This window comes from Chelativorans sp., assembly GCF_031180965.1.
Taxonomy (GTDB): domain Bacteria; phylum Pseudomonadota; class Alphaproteobacteria; order Rhizobiales; family Rhizobiaceae; genus Chelativorans.
Window position 1 is genome coordinate 38,661 of sequence record NZ_JAPSLH010000018.1, and the last position, 21,384, is coordinate 60,044.

The 21,384-nt window shown below is 64.9% G+C and carries 19 protein-coding genes; 10 read left to right on the top strand and 9 right to left on the bottom strand.

Annotated features, from left to right (window positions below):
- Nucleotides 1–36: 36 nt before the first annotated feature.
- The 4 genes from RIN79_RS14230 to RIN79_RS14245 are packed head-to-tail and all read right to left on the bottom strand — an operon-like array spanning nucleotide 37 to nucleotide 3,951.
- Nucleotides 37–840 carry an ABC transporter permease gene (locus RIN79_RS14230; protein WP_309085331.1) on the bottom strand — a complete coding sequence of 268 codons (804 nt, stop codon included), beginning with the start codon at nucleotides 838–840 and terminating at the stop codon, nucleotides 37–39.
- Nucleotides 837–1,718, bottom strand: a complete 882-nt coding sequence (locus RIN79_RS14235; protein ID WP_309085332.1) for an ABC transporter permease — start codon at nucleotides 1,716–1,718, stop codon at nucleotides 837–839. The genes RIN79_RS14230 and RIN79_RS14235 overlap by 4 nt, the downstream gene beginning before the upstream one ends.
- On the bottom strand, nucleotides 1,711–2,778 hold the full coding sequence (locus RIN79_RS14240; RefSeq protein WP_309085333.1) for an ABC transporter ATP-binding protein: 1,068 nt from the start codon (nucleotides 2,776–2,778) through the stop codon (nucleotides 1,711–1,713). Before RIN79_RS14240 ends, RIN79_RS14235 begins: the two co-directional genes overlap by 8 nt.
- Nucleotides 2,779–2,826: 48 nt before the next feature.
- Nucleotides 2,827–3,951: an extracellular solute-binding protein gene (locus RIN79_RS14245; protein ID WP_309085334.1), complete on the bottom strand. Its 1,125-nt coding sequence runs from the start codon at nucleotides 3,949–3,951 to the stop codon at nucleotides 2,827–2,829.
- A 277-nt stretch (nucleotides 3,952–4,228) separates the two neighbouring features.
- Here RIN79_RS14245 and cphA point away from each other — a divergent pair, with 277 nt between their 5' ends.
- From cphA to RIN79_RS14260, 3 genes are read left to right on the top strand one after another with little or no spacing between them, the layout of a single operon-like run.
- Nucleotides 4,229–7,003 (top strand): cyanophycin synthetase, encoded by a 2,775-nt coding sequence (gene cphA, locus RIN79_RS14250; RefSeq protein ID WP_309085335.1) that lies wholly within the window; start codon nucleotides 4,229–4,231, stop codon nucleotides 7,001–7,003.
- On the top strand, nucleotides 7,003–7,875 hold the full coding sequence (locus tag RIN79_RS14255; RefSeq protein ID WP_309085336.1) for an isoaspartyl peptidase/L-asparaginase family protein: 873 nt from the start codon (nucleotides 7,003–7,005) through the stop codon (nucleotides 7,873–7,875). Before cphA ends, RIN79_RS14255 begins: the two co-directional genes overlap by 1 nt.
- Complete coding sequence (locus RIN79_RS14260) at nucleotides 7,868–8,701, top strand: cyanophycinase (protein WP_309085337.1); 834 nt, start codon at nucleotides 7,868–7,870, stop codon at nucleotides 8,699–8,701. Before RIN79_RS14255 ends, RIN79_RS14260 begins: the two co-directional genes overlap by 8 nt.
- A 166-nt stretch (nucleotides 8,702–8,867) precedes the next feature.
- Here RIN79_RS14260 and RIN79_RS14265 read toward each other — a convergent pair whose 3' ends face one another.
- Entirely contained in the window at nucleotides 8,868–9,365 is a 498-nt protein-coding gene (locus tag RIN79_RS14265; protein ID WP_309085338.1) for a ferritin-like domain-containing protein, read from the bottom strand.
- A 205-nt stretch (nucleotides 9,366–9,570) separates the two neighbouring features.
- Between RIN79_RS14265 and RIN79_RS14270 the strand changes: the two genes are divergently transcribed.
- From RIN79_RS14270 to RIN79_RS14295, 6 genes are all read left to right on the top strand, one after another.
- On the top strand, nucleotides 9,571–9,714 hold the full coding sequence (locus tag RIN79_RS14270) for a hypothetical protein (RefSeq protein WP_309085339.1): 144 nt from the start codon (nucleotides 9,571–9,573) through the stop codon (nucleotides 9,712–9,714).
- An 11-nt stretch (nucleotides 9,715–9,725) separates the two neighbouring features.
- Nucleotides 9,726–11,063 (top strand): erythromycin esterase family protein, encoded by a 1,338-nt coding sequence (locus RIN79_RS14275; RefSeq protein WP_309085340.1) that lies wholly within the window; start codon nucleotides 9,726–9,728, stop codon nucleotides 11,061–11,063.
- A gap of 20 nt (nucleotides 11,064–11,083) precedes the next feature.
- Nucleotides 11,084–11,923 carry an MBL fold metallo-hydrolase gene (locus RIN79_RS14280; protein WP_309085341.1) on the top strand — a complete coding sequence of 280 codons (840 nt, stop codon included), beginning with the start codon at nucleotides 11,084–11,086 and terminating at the stop codon, nucleotides 11,921–11,923.
- Nucleotides 11,924–11,950: 27 nt separating this feature from the next.
- Entirely contained in the window at nucleotides 11,951–12,625 is a 675-nt protein-coding gene (locus RIN79_RS14285; RefSeq protein WP_309085342.1) for a phosphoribosyltransferase, read from the top strand.
- A gap of 254 nt (nucleotides 12,626–12,879) precedes the next feature.
- Nucleotides 12,880–13,965: a glycosyltransferase family 4 protein gene (locus tag RIN79_RS14290; RefSeq protein ID WP_309085343.1), complete on the top strand. Its 1,086-nt coding sequence runs from the start codon at nucleotides 12,880–12,882 to the stop codon at nucleotides 13,963–13,965.
- 24 nt (nucleotides 13,966–13,989) lie between these two features.
- Nucleotides 13,990–16,194: an amylo-alpha-1,6-glucosidase gene (locus RIN79_RS14295; protein WP_309085344.1), complete on the top strand. Its 2,205-nt coding sequence runs from the start codon at nucleotides 13,990–13,992 to the stop codon at nucleotides 16,192–16,194.
- 76 nt (nucleotides 16,195–16,270) lie between these two features.
- On the opposite strand, the gene RIN79_RS14300 is transcribed toward RIN79_RS14295, so the two are convergent.
- The 4 genes from RIN79_RS14300 to RIN79_RS14315 all read right to left on the bottom strand — a co-directional run bounded on the left by RIN79_RS14300 (nucleotide 16,271) and on the right by RIN79_RS14315 (nucleotide 20,481).
- Nucleotides 16,271–16,624: a DUF1428 family protein gene (locus tag RIN79_RS14300; protein ID WP_309085345.1), complete on the bottom strand. Its 354-nt coding sequence runs from the start codon at nucleotides 16,622–16,624 to the stop codon at nucleotides 16,271–16,273.
- A gap of 198 nt (nucleotides 16,625–16,822) precedes the next feature.
- On the bottom strand, nucleotides 16,823–18,457 hold the full coding sequence (locus RIN79_RS14305; protein WP_309085374.1) for a response regulator: 1,635 nt from the start codon (nucleotides 18,455–18,457) through the stop codon (nucleotides 16,823–16,825).
- A 17-nt stretch (nucleotides 18,458–18,474) separates the two neighbouring features.
- Nucleotides 18,475–19,224: an alpha/beta hydrolase gene (locus RIN79_RS14310; protein ID WP_309085346.1), complete on the bottom strand. Its 750-nt coding sequence runs from the start codon at nucleotides 19,222–19,224 to the stop codon at nucleotides 18,475–18,477.
- A gap of 231 nt (nucleotides 19,225–19,455) precedes the next feature.
- Nucleotides 19,456–20,481: a sugar-binding transcriptional regulator gene (locus RIN79_RS14315; RefSeq protein WP_309085347.1), complete on the bottom strand. Its 1,026-nt coding sequence runs from the start codon at nucleotides 20,479–20,481 to the stop codon at nucleotides 19,456–19,458.
- A gap of 121 nt (nucleotides 20,482–20,602) precedes the next feature.
- Here RIN79_RS14315 and RIN79_RS14320 point away from each other — a divergent pair, with 121 nt between their 5' ends.
- Nucleotides 20,603–21,370 (top strand): hypothetical protein, encoded by a 768-nt coding sequence (locus RIN79_RS14320; protein ID WP_309085348.1) that lies wholly within the window; start codon nucleotides 20,603–20,605, stop codon nucleotides 21,368–21,370.
- The last annotated feature ends 14 nt before the right edge of the window (nucleotides 21,371–21,384 follow it).

The window sequence follows — 21,384 nt, forward strand, 5'->3', positions numbered from 1 at the left end:
GCGCAACCTGCTGACACTTAGCTCCTAGCGCAAATCTCAGGACAGACGAGCGCTGCGCGACCGCCGCCGCGCCACCTCGTATGCGACGGCGCCGACGATGGTGACGGCGATCATGATGAGCGCCAATGCATTGACCGCGGGGGTGAGGCCGGTGCGCACCTTGGTGGCGATATAGACCGTCAGCGGCGTGTCGAAGCCGCGCACGAAGAGCGTCGTGTTGTAGTTCTCGATCGACTGCAGCGCCGCCAAGAATCCCGCGGCGATCAGCGACGGTTTCAGGAAGGGCAGGATGACGCGGCGGAAGATCATGAATTTCGATGCGCCAAGTCCGAGGGCCGCCTCTTCCTGCGTCCGGTCGAAGCGCTGCAGGCGGGCGGCCACCATCAGCATCACATAGCAGATGATGAAGCTCGACTGCGCCAGGACGATGAGGAAGGTGCCGCCGCCGACGCCAAGCTGGCGCCAGAGCACGAGCGTGGCGATGCCGATGACGACGCCCGGCGTCAGGAGCGGCGAGACCATCACCGCATACATGACGCTGCGGGCGCGGGCATTGAGGCTGGTGAGCAGCAGGGCGGCCGCCGTGCCGATCGGCAGGGCGACGACGAGCACGAAGAGGGCCACCACCAGCGAGGTCCAGAGCGCCTGCCACATGCCCGTATCGGCGGCGAGCGCGTTGAACCATTCAAGCGTCGTGCCCTGCCAGGGCGTCACCGTGGGAAAGCGGCTCGTGTTGAAGGTGGCGGCCGCCATGATGGCGAGCGGCGCGAAGAGATAGATGAAGAAGGCGGCGAGATAGAAGCCGAAGAGCCCCTTCAGGATGCGGTCGGCGGCACTCATTTCGCCACATCCGTCAGGTTGACGCGCGCGATCCGCAGCGTGGCGAGCACCACTGCCATGCACAGCACCAAAAGCACCAGCGCATAGGCCGCGCCCCGGTTCCAGTCGCCGCCTTCGAAGAACCAGTTGTAGATGATCTCGGTAAACCAACGGCTGCCGGGCGCGCCGAGAAGGGCGGGTGCCACATAGCTGCCGGCGGCGAGCATGAAGGTGAAGACGCAGCCGGTGGCTATGCCCGCCTTGGCATGCGGGATAACAACGCGCCAATGCGTGCGCCAGACGGAGGCGCCGAGGTCCCTTGCCGCCTCGATCTGCGATTTTTCCAGGGATTCGATCGCGCTGTAGATCGGGAAGAGCATGAAGAGGATGTAGGCATAGACCATGCCGGCGAGCACCCCTGCATTGCCGTACCAGCGCACGGGTTCGTCGATGATTCCCAACGAGAGGAGAAGCGCGTTGAGGGGTCCACGGAAGGCAAGCAGGATGTACCAGGCGAGTGTGCGCAGAACCTCGTTTATCCAGAACGGAATGGTGAGTGCCAGAAGCACCACTGCGGTCCGGTTGGGCGCGGCCGTCTGCGCCAGCCAGTAGGCGAGGGGATAGCAGACGACGAGAGTCAGGAACGCCACCAACGCACTCGCCCACACCGTCTTGAAGAAGATCGAGCGATGGACGCTCTCGTTAGCCAGGTAAAGGATGTTGTCGAGGGAATAGACGTCGCGCGGACCGCCGAGGTCCGCCGGCGGCAGGTTGGGCCGGAGCGCATAGTCGACCATCATGATGTTCGGCGCCAGCACCATGCCCGCGAGCCACACGGCGACGAGGGCTGCGAAAAGAGTGCCGAGCCCGGTGCCGAAACGCCCGTAAAATTCAGACATCAGCCAGCACCACCGCGTTCTCCGCGCGAAAGCTGAAGCTGGCCCGCTCGCCGATGGGAGGCGCCGAGCCGAGCTTGGTGTTCGGAATGGAGACGATCAGGCTGTTGCCGTCCTCGAGCGTCCCATAGGCAAGCGCGAAGGCGCCTTCGAAGTCGATGCGGTCTATCGTGGCGGCGATCGTATGCCCGCCCTCGGCACCGTAAGCGAGAGCCTCGGGCCGCACATAAAGCTTCGCCGGGGCCCCTGCCGAGAGCCCGTTGCTGGCGCGGCCGCGAAGGGGCCCATGCGGGCTGTCCAACGTCGCGAAGCCGCCTTCGACCGATGCCACTTTTCCGCCGATGGCGTTTGTTTCGCCGACGAAGCCGGCGACGAAGGGCGTAGCCGGATTGTCGTAAAGCTCGCGCGGCGCGCCGACCTGCTGCAGGATTCCGGCGCTCATCACGGCCACGCGGTCGGACATGGCGAGCGCCTCCGACTGGTCGTGGGTGATGTAGATGAAGGTGACGCCGGTGCGCTTCTGCAGCTCCCGCAGTTCCGAGCGCAAATGCTGCCTGAGCTTGAGGTCCAGCGCTGAAAGCGGCTCGTCGAGCAGCAGCACCTGCGGCTCCACGGCAAGCGCCCGGGCGATGGCCACACGCTGGCGCTGGCCGCCGGAGAGTTCGCCCGGCATCCGCTCGCCGAAACCCTCGAGCGCGACGAGCCTCAGCAGTTCCTCGGCTCTGGCCCGCCGCACGGACTTTTCCACGCCGCGCGCCTCGAGACCGAAGGCGATGTTCTCCCACACCGGCATGAGCGGAAAGAGTGCCAGCGACTGGAAAATCATGGCGGTCGGGCGCTGGTCGGGGCCGAGCCCACGCATGTCACGCCCACCGATTAAAATCTTTCCCTCGGTGGGCTGGAGAAAGCCGGCGACCATGCGCAGGATCGTCGTCTTGCCGCAGCCAGAGGGGCCGAGGATGGAAAAGAACTCCCCCGCCTCGACGGTAAAGGAGACCTCGTGCACGGCCTGCGTGCGGCCGAAGCGCATGCCGACGCTGTGAAGCTCTACCGAATGTGACATGCTTGCCCGCGATATGGAAAGGGCGGGCCGCGGCCCGCCCTAGAGGGATCAGGCGGAGAGGAACCGGTCCTGATATTCATTGCGCTTGGCGACGAACCAGCTCTCCTGGATCGGCCACCACCAGAGCTTCTCCAGCGCATCGCCGGGATAGGCGGCGGCGAAGAAGGCTTTGGCCTCATCGGAGGTGAGTTCCGCCGCGCCGACGGCGGTGGAGTTGATGGAGGTGGCATTGGTGTACATCGCACCGGCTTCGGGTGTGAGGAACCAGTTGATGAAGGCATAGGCCTGGTCGACGTTTTCCGCGCCCTGGGGGATGGAGACGCCCTCCATCCAGGTGAGCGCGCCTTCCTTGGGCGCGATGAAGCCGATCGGGAGCCCTTCCTTGGCGAGCGCCGCGGCAGTCGAATCCCAGGTCTGGCCGATGGCGCAGCCGTTGACGCGGAAGGCGCCCTGCGCCTCGTTCTCGTTGTTCCAGAACTGCGCGATATTGGCCTTCCGGCCGATCGCCTCGGCGAGAATGACGTCGTAGATCTTCGTCATGTTCTCTTCCGACTTGAAGGCCTCCACCATGGGCATGGGCAGCTTGCCCTCGGCTTCCAGCCAGAGCCCGAGGCCGACCAGGCCGGAATGGCCGCGCACCGTGGCCTTTCCCTGCATCTCCGGCTTCCAGATGTCGCCATAGGACGCGGTGCCGTATTCAAGCGGCGCCTGCTCTTTGTCGAAGGCGATCGCCTCCGTGCCCCAGTCGGTCGGCACCTGGTAGCGCTTGCCGCCGACCACCGCGCCCAAATTCGCCGAGTTGTTCCAGGCGCTGGGCAGGCACTTTGCCACCTCCACCTTCGACTCGTCGATGGGCTGCACAAGATCGAACTCGACATAGTTCGGCACCCGGTCGACGGTCGGCCAGATGATGTCGAAGCCGGCGCCGCTGTTGGCGCGCAGCTGGTTCAGGAGTTCGTCATTGGTGCCGTAGGGGGTGTAGTTCGGCTTGATGCCCGTGGCCTTTTCGAATGCCGCCAGCATCTCGTCGTTGAGATAGCCGGCCCAGGCGAAGATGTTCACCGTCCCGGACGACCCTTGCGCGTATGCGCGCGAGATGAAGGGCGCCGCAATCGCCAGGCCCGCGATGGAAGCCGCGCCCTGGACAAAGCTGCGCCGTGTGATCGAATTCATGTGAAGCTCTCCCATTAAGTCCGTTGCCTGCGCAGCGGTTAGGCCCGTCATGTTACACGCAGATGAAAGCCGGGCAACGAAAATGCATGACGGCGGGCCGCCGGCGAAAGATGCGTTGTGCCGCCGATTTCGCCGCATCGGATCCCGTTCCTTGACCGCCCGAGTCGCGCCTTTTGTCCAGGGCGGGGCGTAACGAGCGGAAAAGATTCCTGTAATTGCCGGGAACGCAGTGTTCGATCGCGTGTTTAGAGCGCACCCCGTTGTGTGGAGACACAGAATGAACAGCGCGATCGAGGATCGGACGCTCATCGGCTTCCGGCCGATGCACGTCCGGGAAGTCGCGATTTACCGCGGCCCGCATTTCTACAGCGAGCTGCCGATGATTCGCATCCAGCTCGACCTTGGCGATCTGGAACACTGGCCGACCAATCGTCTTCCGGGCTTCGCCGAACGCCTGGCCGCCCTGCTCCCGGGGCTGCAGAGCCACGGTTGCAGCTATGGCACGGAAGGGGGCTTCATCCGGCGCCTGGAGGAGGGCACGTGGCTCGGCCATGTGACCGAACATGTCGCGCTGGAACTCCAGACGATGATGGGGTCGCGGGCAACGCGCGGCAAGACGCGCTCGGTGCGCGGCAAGCCGGGCGTCTACAATGTCATGTATGCCTATTCGGACGAGCCGGTGGCGCTCTTGGCCGGACGCATTGCGCTGGAGCTGGTCCAGCACCTGTTGCCGGCGGAGCTGCGGGGCATCCAGGGCCTCGACGAGATCTACGAGACGCCCGAAACGCCGTTCGATCTCGCAGAGCGGCTGGAAGCCCTCAAAGACCTTCATCGTGATGTCGCCCTCGGCCCCACAACGGCCTCGCTCGTGCGCGAGGCGCAGCGCCGGGATATCCCGGTCTGGCGAGTGGACGATACGAGCCTGGTCCAACTCGGCCAGGGCAAGTACCAGAAGCGCATTCGCGCAAGTTGCACCGGCATCACCTCCGAGATCGCGACCGAAATCGCCTGCGACAAGGATCTTACAAAACGCCTGCTGCAGGAAGCGGGCATTCCAGTTCCGCGCGGCTCAGTCGTCCGGTCGGCGGACGAGGCCGTCAAGGCGGCTGAGGATCTTGGCTATCCCGTCGTGGTCAAACCGCTCGAGGGCAACCACGGCCGCGGTGTCACGATCGGGATCGAGACCGCCGACGAGGTGCGCTGGGCTTTCGACATCGCCCGCGAGCACGATCGGACGATCCTCGTCGAACAGCAATTCAGCGGCTCCGATCACCGCATCCTGGTGATCGGGGGCGAGGTGGTGGCAGTCGCCGAGCGGCTGCCGGCCCATGTGGTCGGCGACGGCCGCCGCTCCATCGCCGAGCTGATCGAAATGGTCAACCTGGACCCGCGTCGCGACGAGGGCCACTCGGCCTTCCTGACGCGCATCGAGGTGGACGAGTGCGTCGAGCATTTTCTTGAAAAGCGCGGGCTGACGCTGGCCAGCATTCCGCCGGAAGGCCGGCGGGTCGACTTGCGTCCGACCGCCAACCTGTCCACCGGCGGCACTGCGATCGACCGCACCGACGAGATCCATCCCGAAAACGCACTGATCGCCCGGCGCGCCGCGCAGATCGTGGGGCTCGACGTGGCCGGCATCGACTTCCTCTGTCCGGACATCCGTCGGCCGGTATCGGAGACCGGCGGCGGAATCATCGAGGTCAATGCCGGGCCGGGCTTCCGCATGCATCTGCAGCCGTCCGAAGGACGGTCACGCAATGTGGCGCGGCCGATGATCGATCTTCTCTTCCCGCCCGGCTCCCGCAGCCGCGTGCCGATCTTCGCCATCACCGGAACCAACGGCAAGTCCACGACCTCGCGCATGCTCGCCCATATCCTGAAGCATGCCGGGCTGAAGGTCGGGCTGGCCATGACGACAGGCATCTTCATCGACGGCCAGCGCATCGCCAAGGGCGATTGCTCCGGTCCGAGGAGCGCCCGTCTGATCCTGCGCGAGCCCACCATCGATGCGGCCGTGCTGGAAGTGGCCCGCGGCGGCATCCTCCGCGAAGGGCTTGGTTTCGACCGCTGCGATATTGGGGCGGTGCTCAACGTTTCGGCCGACCATCTTGGCCTGCGCGGGCTGGACACCGTGGAGGACCTTGCGCAGGTCAAGGGTGTCGTCGTGGAATCGGTGGCCCGCAACGGCTGGAGCATCCTGAACGCCGACAATCAGCCGAGCGCCTCGTTGGAGCGTGTGGCCAGAGGCCGGATCTGCTACTTCTCCATGCGTGGGAAGAACGAATGGCCGGCATTCCTGCGCCGCCACATCGCTGAAGGCGGGCGTGCTGTCACCTGTGAGATCGAGGCCGGCCGCTACGATATCGTCATTCATGAGGATTGCGAGAAGCTCTTTGTCATGGATGCGGCGGAAATACCCGCCACTTTCGGCGGCCTTGCCGACTTCAATGTCGAGAACGCGCTTGCCGCGATCGCCATGGCCTACGCGCAGGATGTGCCTCTGGGGGTGATCCGCAAGGCGCTCTGCAGCTTTGCGACGAGCTTCGAGGAGCTGCCGGGCCGGCTCAACCGCTTCGATGGGCATGGCTTTACGACAATCGTCGACTACGCGCACAACCCGGACGGGCTCGCTGCCCTCGGCCGCTTCGTGCGCAAGCTGAAGCGCCCCCTCCAGCGCTCGATCGGCATGATCGGCATCCCAGGCGACCGGCGCGACGTCGACATCCGCGAGATGGGCAGGCTGGCCGCCGGCCTTTTCGACACGATCGTGTTCAAGGAGGATGACGAAAGGCGCGGCCGCGCGCCCGGCGTGATCGCCGGGCTGCTCAGGGAGGGTGCGCTTGAGGCGGGATGCCCGCCCGAACGCATCCACACGATCCTGCCGGAAAACGAGGCCGTACTCTTCTGCCTCCAACTCGCCCGGCCCGGCGACCTTGTCATCCTTGGTGCCGATGAATACGAAGCGGTCTGGCGCCAGGTCGTCGAATTCGAGGGCAATTCCCCCGTCGAAGATCCCTTCCGGGCCAATATTCGTCGATTGAAGGTGGGGTGATGTGGTCGATCATTGTGCACGGCGGCGCCAAGACCATCGAGCCGTCCGAGAGGGAAGCGAATAGCGCCGGCTGCCTCGCCGCCATCGAGGCCGGTGCACGCATCCTGCGCGGCGGCGGCAGCAGCATCGATGCAGTGGAAGCAGCGGTGAAGGTGCTCGAGGATGATCCGACCTTCAATGCGGGCCATGGCAGCGCGCTTAACGCCGAGGGAGAGATCGAGATGTGCGCGTCAGTCATGGAGGGCGCCAAGCTCAATGTCGGCGCCGTCACCGTGCTCAGGGGCGTCCGCAACCCCGTCAGCGTGGCTCGGACCATGCTGTTCGACGAGCCCATCCTGCTTGCCGGTTCGGGTGCCCGGCAATATGCCGCTGACAAGGGCCTGGAACTCTGCAGTCCGCAGGACCTGAAGTCGCCGGAGCAAAAAAGGAGCTCACCCAGTCGGGATACGGTTGGCTGCGTCGCCTTGGATGAAAAGGGCAACCTTGCCGTGGCCGTTTCCACCGGCGGCCTCGACGGAGCAGCGCCGGGCCGCGTCGGCGACTCCCCGCAACCCGGCTGCGGCTATTACGCGGACAATGCCATCGGCGCGGTCTGTTTCTCCGGCGACGGTGAGCAGATCGCCCGCGCCATGCTCGCAGCCCGTGTCATGCACGGATTCGATGCGGTCGATCCCGGGCGCACCATAGAGGCCGCGCTCAACGCGCTTGCTCGCGTCGGCGGCGAGGCGGGGGCGATCGCGCTGGCGCCTGACGGCACGGCGGGATGGGCGCACAACAGCAGTCACTTCGCCGTCGCGATGGCGAGCAGCATATTGCCGAACCCGAAGGTTTTCCTCTCGAAGGAGGAAGAGGAGGAGCTTGCGCATGCCTGACAAGGTGAAGAAGGCCGGCCCGCGCCGGAAGGGAACCCTTGTCATCATAGGCGGCCACGAGGATCACGACGGAGAGCGGGTCATCCTGAAGGAGGTGGCCAGCCACATCCCAGACGGCAAGCTTGTGCTTGCCACCATCGCCTCCCACGAGCCGGAAGGCTATCTCGAGAAATACCAGGCCACCTTTGCCGAGCTCGGCGTGTCTCAGGTCAATGAACTTTACGTGGACGACCGTGCCGAGGCAGGCCTTGAGGAAAAGCTCGAGATGCTGGAGGGGGTGAACGCAATCTTCTTCTCCGGCGGCGATCAGTTGCGCATAACCAGCCAGATAGGCGACACGCCGATCTATGAGCGCGTGCACGAGATCTACCAGTCGGGCGGGCTGATCGCCGGCACGTCCGCCGGTGCCTCGGTGATGAGCGACACGATGCTGGTGCGCGGCCCGAGCGCCACCTCCTTCCGCATCGGCGATCTGCACATGGCGCCGGGTCTTGGCCTCCTGCCCAATGTGATCATCGACCAGCATTTTGCACAGCGGGGCCGCATCGGCCGGCTCATCGGCGCCGTCTCGCAGAACCCGCGCGTTCTCGGCATCGGCATCGACGAGAACACCGCCATTGTCGTCCAGGGGGAAAGCTTCAAGGTGATCGGCAATGGCGCCGTCTATCTCGTCGACGGCGGGGGTGTCACCCATTCCAATATCGCGGAAGCCGCCGCTGATCAGGCCCTGTCGATCTACGATCTGAGGGTGCACGTCCTGAGCGCGGGCGACATTTTCGACCTTGCCACTCGCCGCCCTGCGCACGAGATCCAGGACAAAACCTAGCCCGGCTCCTACCACCAGCCCAAACAGAAGAAGGCGGCCGAAGCCGCCTTCTTGAACCGCAGGGTGCCAGTACATCCGTGGTCACCGCGGCGGTCAAGCCGCGTGTTGCCAGAGGCCAGGGAGGGAGTTGGCACCTGGTAACCGCGGCAAGCTCTGCGCGCGAGGGCTACGCCGCTTTCTTGTTGGCTTTCGCCTCCGCCAACTGCGTCAGCAGCTCATCCGTCTTCTTTTCCTCCTCGAGATTCTGCTCGAAGATCCTGGCGGCCTCTTCCATGCCGAGCTGCTGGGCCCAGGTCCGGAGCGTGCCGTAGCGCGAAATCTCGTAGTGCTCGATGGACTGGTTCGCAGCCACGATACCTGCGTCGAGCGCCTCCGAATCCGAGAATTCCTCCAGGATTTCCTGGCCTTCAGCCACGAGACCCTGCATCGCCTCGCAGGGCTTGCCGCGCGCCGCCCGGTCCATGCTCTCAAAAACCTTCTCCAGGCGTTCGATCTGGCCTTCGGTTTCCTGGCGATGGGTTTCCAGCGCCTTCCTCAATTCCTCGCTCTTGGCAGCCTTCGCCATCTTGGGAAGGGCGCGCAGCACCTGCTTCTCGGCGTGGTAGATGTCCTTCAGCGTCTCGAGCATCAGCGTTTCAAGGGTGCGGGTCTGGCTGCTGGGCATTGCGCTCTCCTGTCTAAATCTTCCTGCGAGCCCTTCGAACGAGTATCGCGCCCATGTGTTCCACACGTTGGAGAATTCTGCAGGGCTGGTACCGCGGTCGGGCTGCTTTTTCTCGCCTCGCCCGAACAATAGCGGTCATCCGGGGTTCGAAGGGCATCGGCGGCACGCCCGCGGCGGATCGGAGAAGATCAGGAAGGGATAAGCGATGAGCGCAGCAGGGCTCGACGCATGGTGCGGGATGATCCAGGCGACGAACGTCTCGCTTCTGGATATCCGCCAGATCGCCAAGATGCGCGACGCGCAGTCGAAGGGCATCCAGGCGCTTTGGCCTGAAAGCGCGGGCGGGTGACGGGTTCGCGCATGCCCCACGTCGCGATCAGCGAGCGCAGCCGTCTGCAGAGCGCCGACGAGGCGGCGAATCTGGTGCGCGGGAAATGCGAGCCGCTCCCGTCCCCGGAGGACGCGGAAGCGTTCGGCGCGTTCTTCGATGCGTTCGCCGACGCCCGCGTTGTGCTGCTGGGCGAAGCGACCCATGGGACGTCGGAGTTCTACCGCGCTCGCGCCGCGATCACGCGACAGCTGGTCGAGAAGCACGGCTTCAACATCATCGCCGTCGAGGCGGACTGGCCCGATGCGGCCCGCGTGGACCGCTACGTCCGGCACCGCCCAGCGGGGCGCTACGACGAGGAGACGTTCGCCCGCTTTCCTACCTGGATGTGGCGCAACCGCCAATTCGAAGATTTCGTGCACTGGCTGCGCGCGTATAATGCCGGCCGGCCTGCGGAAGACCGGGCGGAGTTCCGCGGCCTCGATGTTTATTCCCTGGATTCCTCCATCGAGGCGGTGATCGCCTATCTCGATCGGGTGGATCCGGATGCCGCCAGGACCGCACGCCGGCGCTATGGCTGTCTCACCCCCTGGCAGGACGAGCCGGCCCACTATGGCCGCGCCATGCTGCGCGGCGGCCGCGATACCTGCGAAGGGGCTGTCGTCGCGCAGCTCGGCGAGCTACTGGCCCGCCGGCTCGACTATGCCGGAGCGGATGGCGAGGACTTCTTCGATGCGGCCCAGAATGCGCGCATCGTGCGCGCCGCCGAGCACTACTACCGCATCATGTATTACGGCTCGACAGAATCCTGGAATCTGCGCAACCGGCATATGTTCGACACGCTCAAGGCGCTGCTGGCAAGGCGCGGTCCGGGCGCCAAGGCTGTGGTCTGGGCGCACAACTCCCATATCGGCAATGCAGCGGCCACGGCCATGGGCTGGCAGGGCGAGTTCAATATCGGCGAACTCTGCCGTACCGCATTCGGCGACGAGGCGGCGCTGATCGGCTTTGGCACCGACCGCGGCACCGTGGCGGCCGCCGACGACTGGGGCGGCCCGATGCGCATCATGGAGGTCAATCCATCGCGGCCGGATTCGTATGAGCGGGTCTTCCGCCAAGCTGGCATCGCTCGTTCCCTGACGGACCTGCGCACCTGCCCCGATCTGCGCGACGCGCTAGCCGCGCCGCGGCTGGAGCGCGCCATCGGCGTTATCTACCGGCCGCAGGCGGAGCTACACAGCCACTATTTCGAGGCGGTGCTGCCTGAGCAGTTCGATGCTTTCGTCTGGTTCGAAGAAACGCATGCAGTGGCGCCTCTTCCCGCCGAGCGGCCGCACGGCGTTCCGGAAACCTATCCTTTTGGACTCTAGCCGAACCCGGGAGGCCGCATATGTCGACCCAGATACCCCTCGAACGCAGCGATGAGACTGGCACGGAGACCGCTGGCGGACTCGTCGAGATCCGGCCCGACCTCGCCTATCGGCGGCTGATGATGGTCAATGTCATATTCTACGGCCTTCCTTCGGCAGGCGCGGGCAATTGGGTCCTGATCGACGCCGGGGTGACGGGCTCGGCGGGCGCGATCCGCGCGGCCGCTGAGGCGCGGTTCGGCAAGGATGCGCCGCCCTCGGCGATCGTGCTCACGCATGGCCATTTCGACCATGTTGGTGTGCTGGAGACGCTTGCGGAGGATTGGGACGTCCCGGTCTACGCGCATCCGCTGGAGCATCCCTATCTTGATGGCAGCCGCTCCTACCCGCCTGCCGATCCGTCCGTCGGCGGCGGCCTGATGGCGCTTCTGTCGCCGCTCTTTCCGACGAGCCCAGTTGATGTGGGCTCCCGCCTGCGGGCGCTGCCCGATGATGGAACCATCCCGGTGATGCCCGGCTGGTGTTGGATCCATACGCCCGGCCATACGCCTGGACATGTTTCTCTCTGGCGCGAGGAGGACCGCACCGTCATCGCCGGCGACGCCGTCATCACGACCGGGCAGGAGTCGGCCTATGACGTCGTCATCCAGTCGCCGCAGATGCACGGGCCGCCGCGCTACTTCACGCCGGATTGGCAGGATGCCTGGGCCTCCGTGCGCAAGCTCGCTGCCCTCGAGCCGGAACTCGTGATTTCCGGCCATGGCCATGCGATGCAGGGTGCCGATATGCGGGCAGCGCTTCACGAGCTTGCCGAGCGGTTCGACAAGATCGCCTTTCCCGACCGCATGCAGCCCGGCTGAGATTGTCCTTTTTGAGAGGTGTTCGAGGTGTTCGGCGGACAAACCGAATTCTTGAACCGCCGCGAGGCGGGGCAGCGGCTTGCCGCGGAGCTGGCGCATCTCAAAGAGGAGCAGCCGGTGGTGCTTGCCTTGCCGCGCGGCGGCGTTCCGGTCGGCTTCGAGGTGGCGAAGGCGCTCTCCGCCCCGCTTGATCTCCTCATGGTGCGCAAGCTCGGCGCTCCCGGCCATTCGGAGCTCGGCATTGGCGCCGTGGTCGACGGCAGCGATCCTCAACTCGTCCTCAACGACGAGGCAATGGAGATCATAAGGCCGAGTTCGGACTATGTGCGCGAGGAGATGGAGAGGCAGCTCGCGGAGATCGACAGGCGCCGCGCCGCCTATTTTGCCGAGCATGACCCCACGCCCGTTTCCGGCCGCACGGTTATTCTCGTCGACGACGGGATCGCCACCGGCGGCACGGTCCGCGTCGCGCTGAAGGCGCTTCGCCGGTCGAACGCGGCCCGCATCGTGCTGGCCGTCCCGGTCGCTCCGCGCGATACGCTGGACGCTCTGCATGACGACGCCGACGAGGTGGTCTGCCTCGCAACGCCGCCCAATTTCCGCGCCGTCGGTCTGCACTACGAGAACTTCAGCCAGACCAGCGATGCCGAGGTGATCGCCTGTCTAAAGGCAGCGCGCGAATGGCTTTCGTCCAGCGACTGACACGTTTCGCGACCAGTCGGCGAGATCCTTTGCTACCGCGCAACGGCTAGCAAAGATCATGAGCGGGGCGCGGGGGGGGGGCGGCAGAGGCAACCCGTCCGTTCGCGCCCATCGCGGGGTACGGTGGGAACAATCAGGTCACCTCTTTTAAGCGCGTTTTCAAATACTAAATCACCTTCGGCCACTCCGCCGGGGAGTGTTGCCGTCCCCTTTGGCTCCAAGTGATGCTTGCTCAACTTTGAGGAGTATTGCCTATGAAGATCGCCCAGATCGCTCCGCTAGCCGAAAGCGTTCCGCCGCGTCTTTACGGCGGCACCGAGCGCATCGTTTCGTTTCTTACCGAAGAACTCGTGCGCCGCGGCCACGAGGTCACCCTTTTTGCCTCCGGAGATTCGCTGACCTCGGCGGAGCTTGTCTCCTGCTGCAACCGCGCCCTGCGGCTCAATCCGGAGGTGCGCGATCCGATACCCCATCACCTGATCATGCTGGAAAAGGTCCGCCTGCGGGCTGACGAGTTCGACGTACTGCACTTCCATATCGATCTTCTGCATTTCCCCCTCATCAGGCCGATCGCCCATCGGACGGTCACGACACTGCACGGCCGCCTCGACCTGCCGGACCTGCAGCCTTTCTATCAGACCTTCCCGGAGATCCCGGTCGTTTCAATCTCGGATCACCAGCGCCAGCCGCTGCCTATGGCCAACTGGATCGACACGGTCTATCACGGCCTGCCGCTGGACCTGCTCCCCTTCAGCCCGAAGGCTGACGGCGGGTATCTGGCTTTCCTCGGCCGCATCTCGCCGGAAAAACGCCCCGACCGGGCCATCGAGATCGCCGCTCGCGCCGGCATGCCCCTGAAGATCGCCGCGAAGGTTGACAATGCGGATCAAGCCTATTGGCACGGGGTCATAAAGCCGGTGATCGACCGCCACCCGAATGTCGAATATATCGGCGAGGTGAACGAGCAGGGAAAGGCCGAATTCCTGGGCAGGGCATCCGCCCTTCTGTTCCCCATTGACTGGCCGGAGCCTTTCGGTCTCGTGATGATCGAGGCGATGGCCTGCGGCACGCCGGTGATCGCCTTCCCCTGCGGCTCGGTGCCGGAGGTGCTCGACCATGGCGTGGCCGGCTTCATCGTCCACTCCCTGGACGAGGCGGTGGCCGCCGTGCCCCAGGCGCTGGCGCTCGACCGCGCCAAGGTGCGCGCCCGCTTCGAGGAGCGCTTTAGTGTCGAGCGCATGGCCACCGACTATCTACGGTGCTATGAGCGCTTGCTACATCACCGCATGCACATGGTGCCCTTCCCGACCGAGGCGGTGGGCAGACAGACGGTCGCGTGATCCTCTCGTCTAAGGAGGTTATCCATGGACGCCCGCACGGACCCCTTCGCGCCGCGCCCCGACGAGTTCGGTACGGTACGCACGCCGCAATTCTTCATCGCCGCCTCCGCTCCCCTCCAGGAGCGGCGGCCGCGCACGCAGAAGCACGGCGACACCTTCTCAATGTTCGACCACAATGGAGACGCGCTCTCGGGGCCCGGCAGCCCCGAGGGCATCTTTCACCGCGACACGCGATACCTGTCGCATTTCTTCCTCACCATCGGAGGCGAGCGCCCGCTCCTCCTGAGCTCGATGCTGCGCGACGACAACGCGCTGCTCACCTTCGACCTTGCCAATCCGGACCTCTACGAGGACGGGAAACTCACCCTCCAGCATGACCTGATCCACATCCGTCGCACGCGCTTCCTGTGGAACGGCGCCTGTTACGAACGCATCAGCGTACGCAACTACGACGAGGCGCCGCGAAAGATCCGCCTGGAGCTCGCCTTCGCCTCCGATTTTGCCGACCTCTTCGAGGTGCGCGGCGCCCGTCGCAGCCAGCGCGGCGAGATGCACGCGCCCAAGGTGGAGAGCGACCGCGTAACCCTCGCCTATACCGGGCTCGACAAGGTCCTGCGCCGCACCATCCTTCGCTTCGACCCGGTTCCGGTCACGCTCACCGGCGCCAATGCGGTTTTCGAGGTGGAGCTGCAGCCACGCCAGACGCGCCAGCTCTTCGTCGAGATCCTCTGCGGAGCCGAGCCGCAGCAATATACCCCGCGGCGCCTCTTCTTCTCGAGCCTGCTCGATGCCCGCCGCGCCACGCGTGCCGCCGTCGCCAACGCCGCCTCCGTCGCCACCTCCCACGACGTTTTCAATGAGGCGGTGCGCCGCGCCGTGGCCGATCTCTACATGCTGATCACCGAGACGGGTGACGGCCCTTATCCTTATGCGGGCATTCCATGGTTCAGCACGGTCTTCGGCCGCGACGCGCTCATCACCGCCCTGGAAACTCTCTGGCTCGACCCGGCCATCGCGCGCGGCGTGCTGAAGCATCTGGCAGCCAACCAGGCGACCGAGGAAAACCCCGCCGCCGATGCCGAGCCGGGCAAGATCCTGCACGAGGTCCGCTACGGCGAGATGGCGGAGCTGGGGGAGGTGCCCTTCCGCCGCTATTATGGAAGCGTCGACGCCACTCCACTCTTCGTCGTTCTTGCCGGCGCTTATCTGGAGCGCACCGGCGATGTCGAGACGCTGAGATCCCTCTGGCGGAGCATCGAGGCCGCGCTCGCCTGGATCAGCGATTACGGCGACCGCGACGGCGACGGCTTCGTCGAATATGGCCGACGCACGCTGGAAGGGCTCGCCAACCAGGGCTGGAAGGACAGTTATGACGCTGTCTTCCACGCGGACGGCAGTCTCGCCATCGGGCCGATCGCCCTTTGCGAGGTGCAAGCCTATGTCTACGGCGCCTGGAAGGCCGCCGCAGGGATCGCCCACGCCATGGGCCTGCGAGGGCCGTCTCTCGACTACGAGGCGAAGGCCGAGGAGCTCCGCGCCCGCTTCGACCGCGCCTTCTTCGACGAGGAGCTCGGCACCTATGTGCTCGCGCTGGACGGGGAGAAAAAACCTTGCCGCGTGCGCGCTTCCAATGCCGGCCACACGCTATTCACCGGCATCGCCTATCCCCACCGCGCCCCCCGCGTCGTATCCGCGCTTATGGACCGCGCTTCCTTCTCCGGCTGGGGCATCCGCACGGTGGCTACGACAGAGGCGCGCTACAATCCCATGAGCTATCACAACGGCTCGGTCTGGCCGCACGACAACGCGCTGATCGCCGCCGGTTTGGCCCGCTACGGCTTCCGCGCGGAGGCCGCACGTGTCTTCGAGGGCCTGTTCATGGCCTCGACCTATATCGACCTCCGCCGCCTGCCGGAGCTTTTCTGCGGCTTCCCGCGCCAGAGGAGCCGCGGCCCCACCTTCTATCCCGTGGCTTGCGCGCCGCAGGCCTGGGCGGCGGTAGCGCCGCTGTCGATGCTCCAGTCCTGCCTTGGGATGGGCTTTGACCCGTCCTCCGGCACACTGGTCTTCCACCAGCCCATGCTGCCGGAGTTCCTGGACGAGGTGACGCTGCGGGGCATCCGCCTTCCGCAGGGCCGGCTGGACGTGTTCCTGCGCCGCGTCGAATCCGAGGTGGTGGTCCAGGTGCTGGACCGCGAGGGCGACACGCGAGTGACGACCACCTATTGAGCGCCGGCGGGGCCGCCACCCTCCCACTCCAGGGAGGGTGGCGGCCTTTAGCCGTGCCCCTGAGGATACAGCGCCGTCACACGCCTAGGAACGGCTGGAACCCGCCGAAGATCATACGCTTGCCGTCAAAGGGCATGTTGTCCCAGTCCGGCTTCATGCGCGGATCGGCCATCACCTTCTTGTTCACCTCGTCGCGGTGCTCGCGCGAGCGGTAGACAATCCAGGAGAACACCACCACCTCGTCCTCCTTGGCCTGCACGGCGCGGGGGAAGGAGGTGACTTCGCCATAAGGCGTGTCGTCGCCAATGCACTCCACATAGTCGAGCGCGCCGTGCTCGCGCCAGACCTGCTGGCCCAGCCGCGCCTGCTCCTTGTATTGCTCGATTTTGTCCTTCGGCACCGGAATGAGGAAGCCGTCAACATACGCCATGGAAAATCCTCCGTTGCTTGGGTTGGCGACCATAGGACGAATGAGGCAGCGCGAAACCGACAGCCGCCCCCAGTCGGTTTTCATCATTCTGGCGCGCAATTGAAGGCACACATGACCGGCTACGCAGCCCCGCCATGCCTGACTTCGCCATGCAGCTTTGGCTGTGGTGGCTGTACCGGAATTCTTGGGCGCTCGATCCTAACTGTCCAAGACTGCTCTGACCTTGGCCGCGAGTTGCTCCAGCGAGGCTGGCTTCTGCAACAGGTTCACCGCGGGATCGAGGACGCCATTGTGGACGACCGCGTTGCGGGTGTAGCCGGTGGTGAAAAGGACTTTGAGGTTGGGGCGGCGCTTCAGCGCCTCCTCGGCCAAGCGGCGACCGTTCATTTCCGGCATGACAACGTCTGTAAAGAGGAGGCTGATATCCGGGTGGGCAGCGAGCGCTTCCAGCGCCTCTGTCCCATCATGTGCTTCGATGACGCCATAACCCAGGTCGCGCAGCATTTGCGCGGTGAGCGAGAGGACCTGCTGGTCGTCTTCCACCAGAAGCACGACTTCGCGGCCGGAGGGGAGCGCAAGATCCTGCCCTACCTTGCGCTTCGGTGCCTTGGCAGCGGCGCCATAAAAGCGCGGCAGGTAGATCTTAATGGTCGTGCCGTGGCCCACTTCTGAATAGATGTTGATATGGCCGCTCGACTGTTTGACGAAGCCGAAAACCTGGCTGAGCCCCAGCCCCGTACCCTTGCCGGGGCCTTTCGTGGTGAAGAAGGGGTCGAAGGCCTTGGCCATCACCTCCGGCGTCATTCCCGTCCCGGTATCCGTGACCGCTATCATGACATATTGGCCGGGCTTGATGGCGTGCTCCGCGGCGTATGCCTCGTCGAGGTGGCAATTGGCGGTCTCGATGGTGAGACGGCCACCCTCGGGCATGGCGTCGCGCGCGTTGACGGCCAAGTTTACCACGGCGTTTTCGAGCAGGTTCTTGTCGGCAAAGACTTGCCAGAGTCCGCCGGCGAGCACAGTCTCGATCTGCACGGTTTCGCCCAGGGTGCGACGCAGAAGCTCCGACATCTCGGCCACCATCTGGTTGGCATTGAGCGGTTGCGGAGCGAGAGTCTGCTGGCGCGAAAAGGCGAGGAGGCGCTGCGTAAGGCTGGCGGCGCGGTTGGCGCCGTCCCGCGCGGCAGCGATGTAGCGGGAGATGTCCTCACCTTTGGCGAGACGCCGTTCGAGAAGGTTGAGGGACGAGAGGATCACGGCCAGCATATTGTTGAAGTCATGCGCTATCCCGCCCGTGAGCTGGCCCACCGCCTCCATCTTCTGCGCCTGGCGTAGGGCGCCCTCGCTCTTGAGACGAGCTTCGACGGCCTCCGCGATGCGCTCCTCCAGCGTGCGGTTGAGCTCCATCAGCTCGGCGTTTGCCTTCTCCGCGGCGCGGCGCGCTTCCAGCAACTCGCGCTCGTAGCGGCGGCGGTCCGATGCATTGAAGACGGTAATGCGGACAAAGCGCAGATTTCCCGCTTCGTCGCGGCGCTCGACTACATTGACGAGCACGGGGAGGGGCGAGCCGTCGGCGCGCACAAGGTCGAGCGCCACCTCGTTAAAGAAGCCCTGCATCCGCATCAATGGAGCGAAGTGGGTCTCGTAATATATTTTCCCGGCGATGTTCAGAAAGTCCTGGAAGCGGCGGCCGACGAGCTCGGCCTTCCCACGGCCGAGCCAGTTGCAGAAAGTAGAGTTGGCCTTGCTGATCCGCCCGTCTGCGCCCGCGGACACATAACCGCAGGGAGCATTCTCGAACAGGTCCTCCAGGTCATCGAGCTCCTGGGCCATGGGCTCCGAAAGCGCGCTCAACCAGGCCTGCCTTCGAGGAAGGCCTTCATGGCGGCAACAGTCTCCTCGGGGGCGCTGAGGTTCGGGCAGTGGCCGGTCGCCTGGAGGAGGACGAATTCACCGTTGGGCAGCTGCCTGCTGACGTATTCACCCACGCTTTGCGGGGCAATCACGTCTTCCGAGCACTGCAGAACGAGGCAGCGCGCCTTGACCGCGGGGAGATCCGCGCGGTTGTCCGAAAGAAAGGTGACGCGTGCGAACTTCTTGGCGATTTCCGGATCCGTCATGCAGAAGGAGTTGGTCAGCTCCTCGCCCAGCTCCGGCCGGTCGGGATTGCCCATGATCACCGGGGCCATGGCCTGTGACCAGCCCATATGGTTGGCATCGAGGAAATCCAGAAGTTCGTGGATCTGCGCCTCACTGAAACCGCCGGTATATTCCCGATCATCGATGTAGCGGGGGGATGGGCCGATCATGACGAGTTCGTCGAAGAGGTCAGGCTCCTTGCGTGAGGCAATGGCACCAATCATCGCGCTGACCGAGTGGCCCACGAAGACCCCGTGGGTGAGATCGAGGGCGCGGCAGATCTCGATGACGTCGTCGGCATAGCCTTCGAGGGAGGAATATTTCTGCGGATCGTACGCGGAAAGCTGGGACCCCCCGCATCCCACATGATCGAAGAGCACGATGCGGTAGTCCCTCTCAAAGGCGGGAGTGACGAACCGCCACATATTCTGGTCGCAACCGAAGCCATGGGCGAAAACCATCGGTTTTGCCCCCGAGCCAATAACTTTTACATTGTTTCGCCGCAGCGTCGTCAAGAAGGTCCCCTCAGCGCATAATCGGAGACGCCCGGCGCACAAAGCCCGAGGTGATCTCGTTTGGTCGATGGAAAGTAGGGCCAAATCGGCCCCAGTTCAATCAAACTTCCTCTGCGTGCTCGTAACATCCGCCGCCCTGCCTGATCTGGTAGAACGCCACCAGGACCGCGGGGCTCCCTACGTCAAGCGGAGGATCTCCTTGGCGCTCTCCTCGTCGGTGATGAAGACGGTGGGCTCGACGAGGGGCATGGCGCCGAGCAGCGCCTCGATCTTTTCTGGCCCGCCGGAAGTGAGGATGCGCATGCGCGCGCGGCGCAGGCGGTCGACATCCACGGACATGACGAGATCGTTGATCGGGTGGTCCACCAGTTGGCCCCGCCGGTCGTAGAAATGGAAGAGCACATCGCCCACCGCGCCCTTGGCGGAAAGCGCCTCGCGCTCCTTTTCGCTGAGATAGCCGCCACGGTATGGGATCGTGGCCGAGGCAATACCGCCGACCGAGACGAGGACCGCATCCAGCGTGTCGGCCATCGAAAAAATCTCGCTTAGGCCGCAACGTTCGATCAGCGACTTTTTCGTGGCGGGGCTGTCCACAACCGCAGGCGCCGGGATCAGATAGCCGTCGCCCTGAAAGAGCTGCGCATAGCGCCAGGCGAACTCCGGTGGGTTGAAGCGGCGCGCGATCCCCACGCCGCCGAGCAGCGAGATCACCTTGAAATCTACCAGGGGTTTTGGGCGGATATAGGGGAGAGTGGCAGAAAGCGTACGCCCCCAGCCGACACCGACCGACATCCCGGACGACATCACGTCCGAGAGATAATGACCGGTCGCCGCGGCGATCACGGGGATGGGATCGGCGGCGGGATCGGTGAGCGGCGCCACGATGGCGCGGTCCAGCGAAAAGCGCCTTTCCAGCTGCCGCTCAAGCCCGGTGATTTCCGCAAGCTCCCCCTCGATGCTGATCTTCACCTCGTTGCGCGCCCGCGCCTCGGCCAGCATGCGCACGACGCTGACACGCCCCACGCCGAGCACGTCAGCGATCTCGTTCTGTGTCATCTGTTCTACGAAATACATCCAGGCCGCCCGCGTGCGCAGCCGGTCTGACCGGCTGTTGCCCGGCGCGCCGTTGCGCAGCGCCTCGCTGGAACCTCCGTCGGCATCGCTCTCGCCGGTGGCCGTCCTCATGCTTTTGGCCTTGCTCATCCGGGTGTCCTGTGGCTTCCTCTCGGAGGAAAGATGCGTGACGTGAGCGGAGCAAACAGCGAAGCGGCCACGGGGTCAATGCTTGGCACTGCCCCGGGTGCCTTCGGAGGCGTCATACCTTATGCTTAGGGAGACTGGCAAACTGCGCGAGCTGCCGAACGAGGCGGCGGCCAATGTGAAGGACCGGCTGCGCGATCTGCGCGATTTCCTCCGCGCTCGCCGCCATGATCGTATCGCCGGCCACTCCCGCCAAGGTCCGGCTGGGCAGATCGGGGAGCTTCTCGGTCATGCGGTGAGTGTCGTCGATGACACGCTGACCTTCGCCGAAAGCGTATCTAGCGGCCTGCTGCCGCTGCGGGACAGCTCCAATCCTGGCCCGCGCCCCCTACCTGTCTATTTTCCGGGCGGCGAGGCTGCCTCCTGGCGCGGCGAGCGGGCCTTCCGGCACGATATGTATGCGGCAGCCAAGCGCGCATCCTCCGCCTTCGGTCTTGAGACAGATTCCTTGCGCGAATCGGCGTTCAGCACGGCTCATGCAGCCGCGCGGCGGCGACATGCCATGCTTCTTGCCCGCCTTCACGATGCTTCAGCGGAGCGCCTGGAGTCGGTGGCCGATCTGGCGGCCGCTCTTATGCTCGAACTGAAGCACGCTCTCGAAAGCGAGGGCCAGGAGACGAGGTCTCAAACATTCGTCCGCCGCTACGTGCCCGGCCTGCTTGGGAGCGCGCTTGCCACCCTAGATCTGCAGACGGCCAGCGAGGCGGAATTCTTCGAGCTTCTGCTACTTGCCACGGAGGCGCGAGAGGAGCGGCTCATGAACTCGCTGTCGGACAGCGATCCGGACGCCCTGGCCGAGGTCATCTCGCGGCTGCTTGCGCATCTGGCATAGAGCCGGCCCGCAGC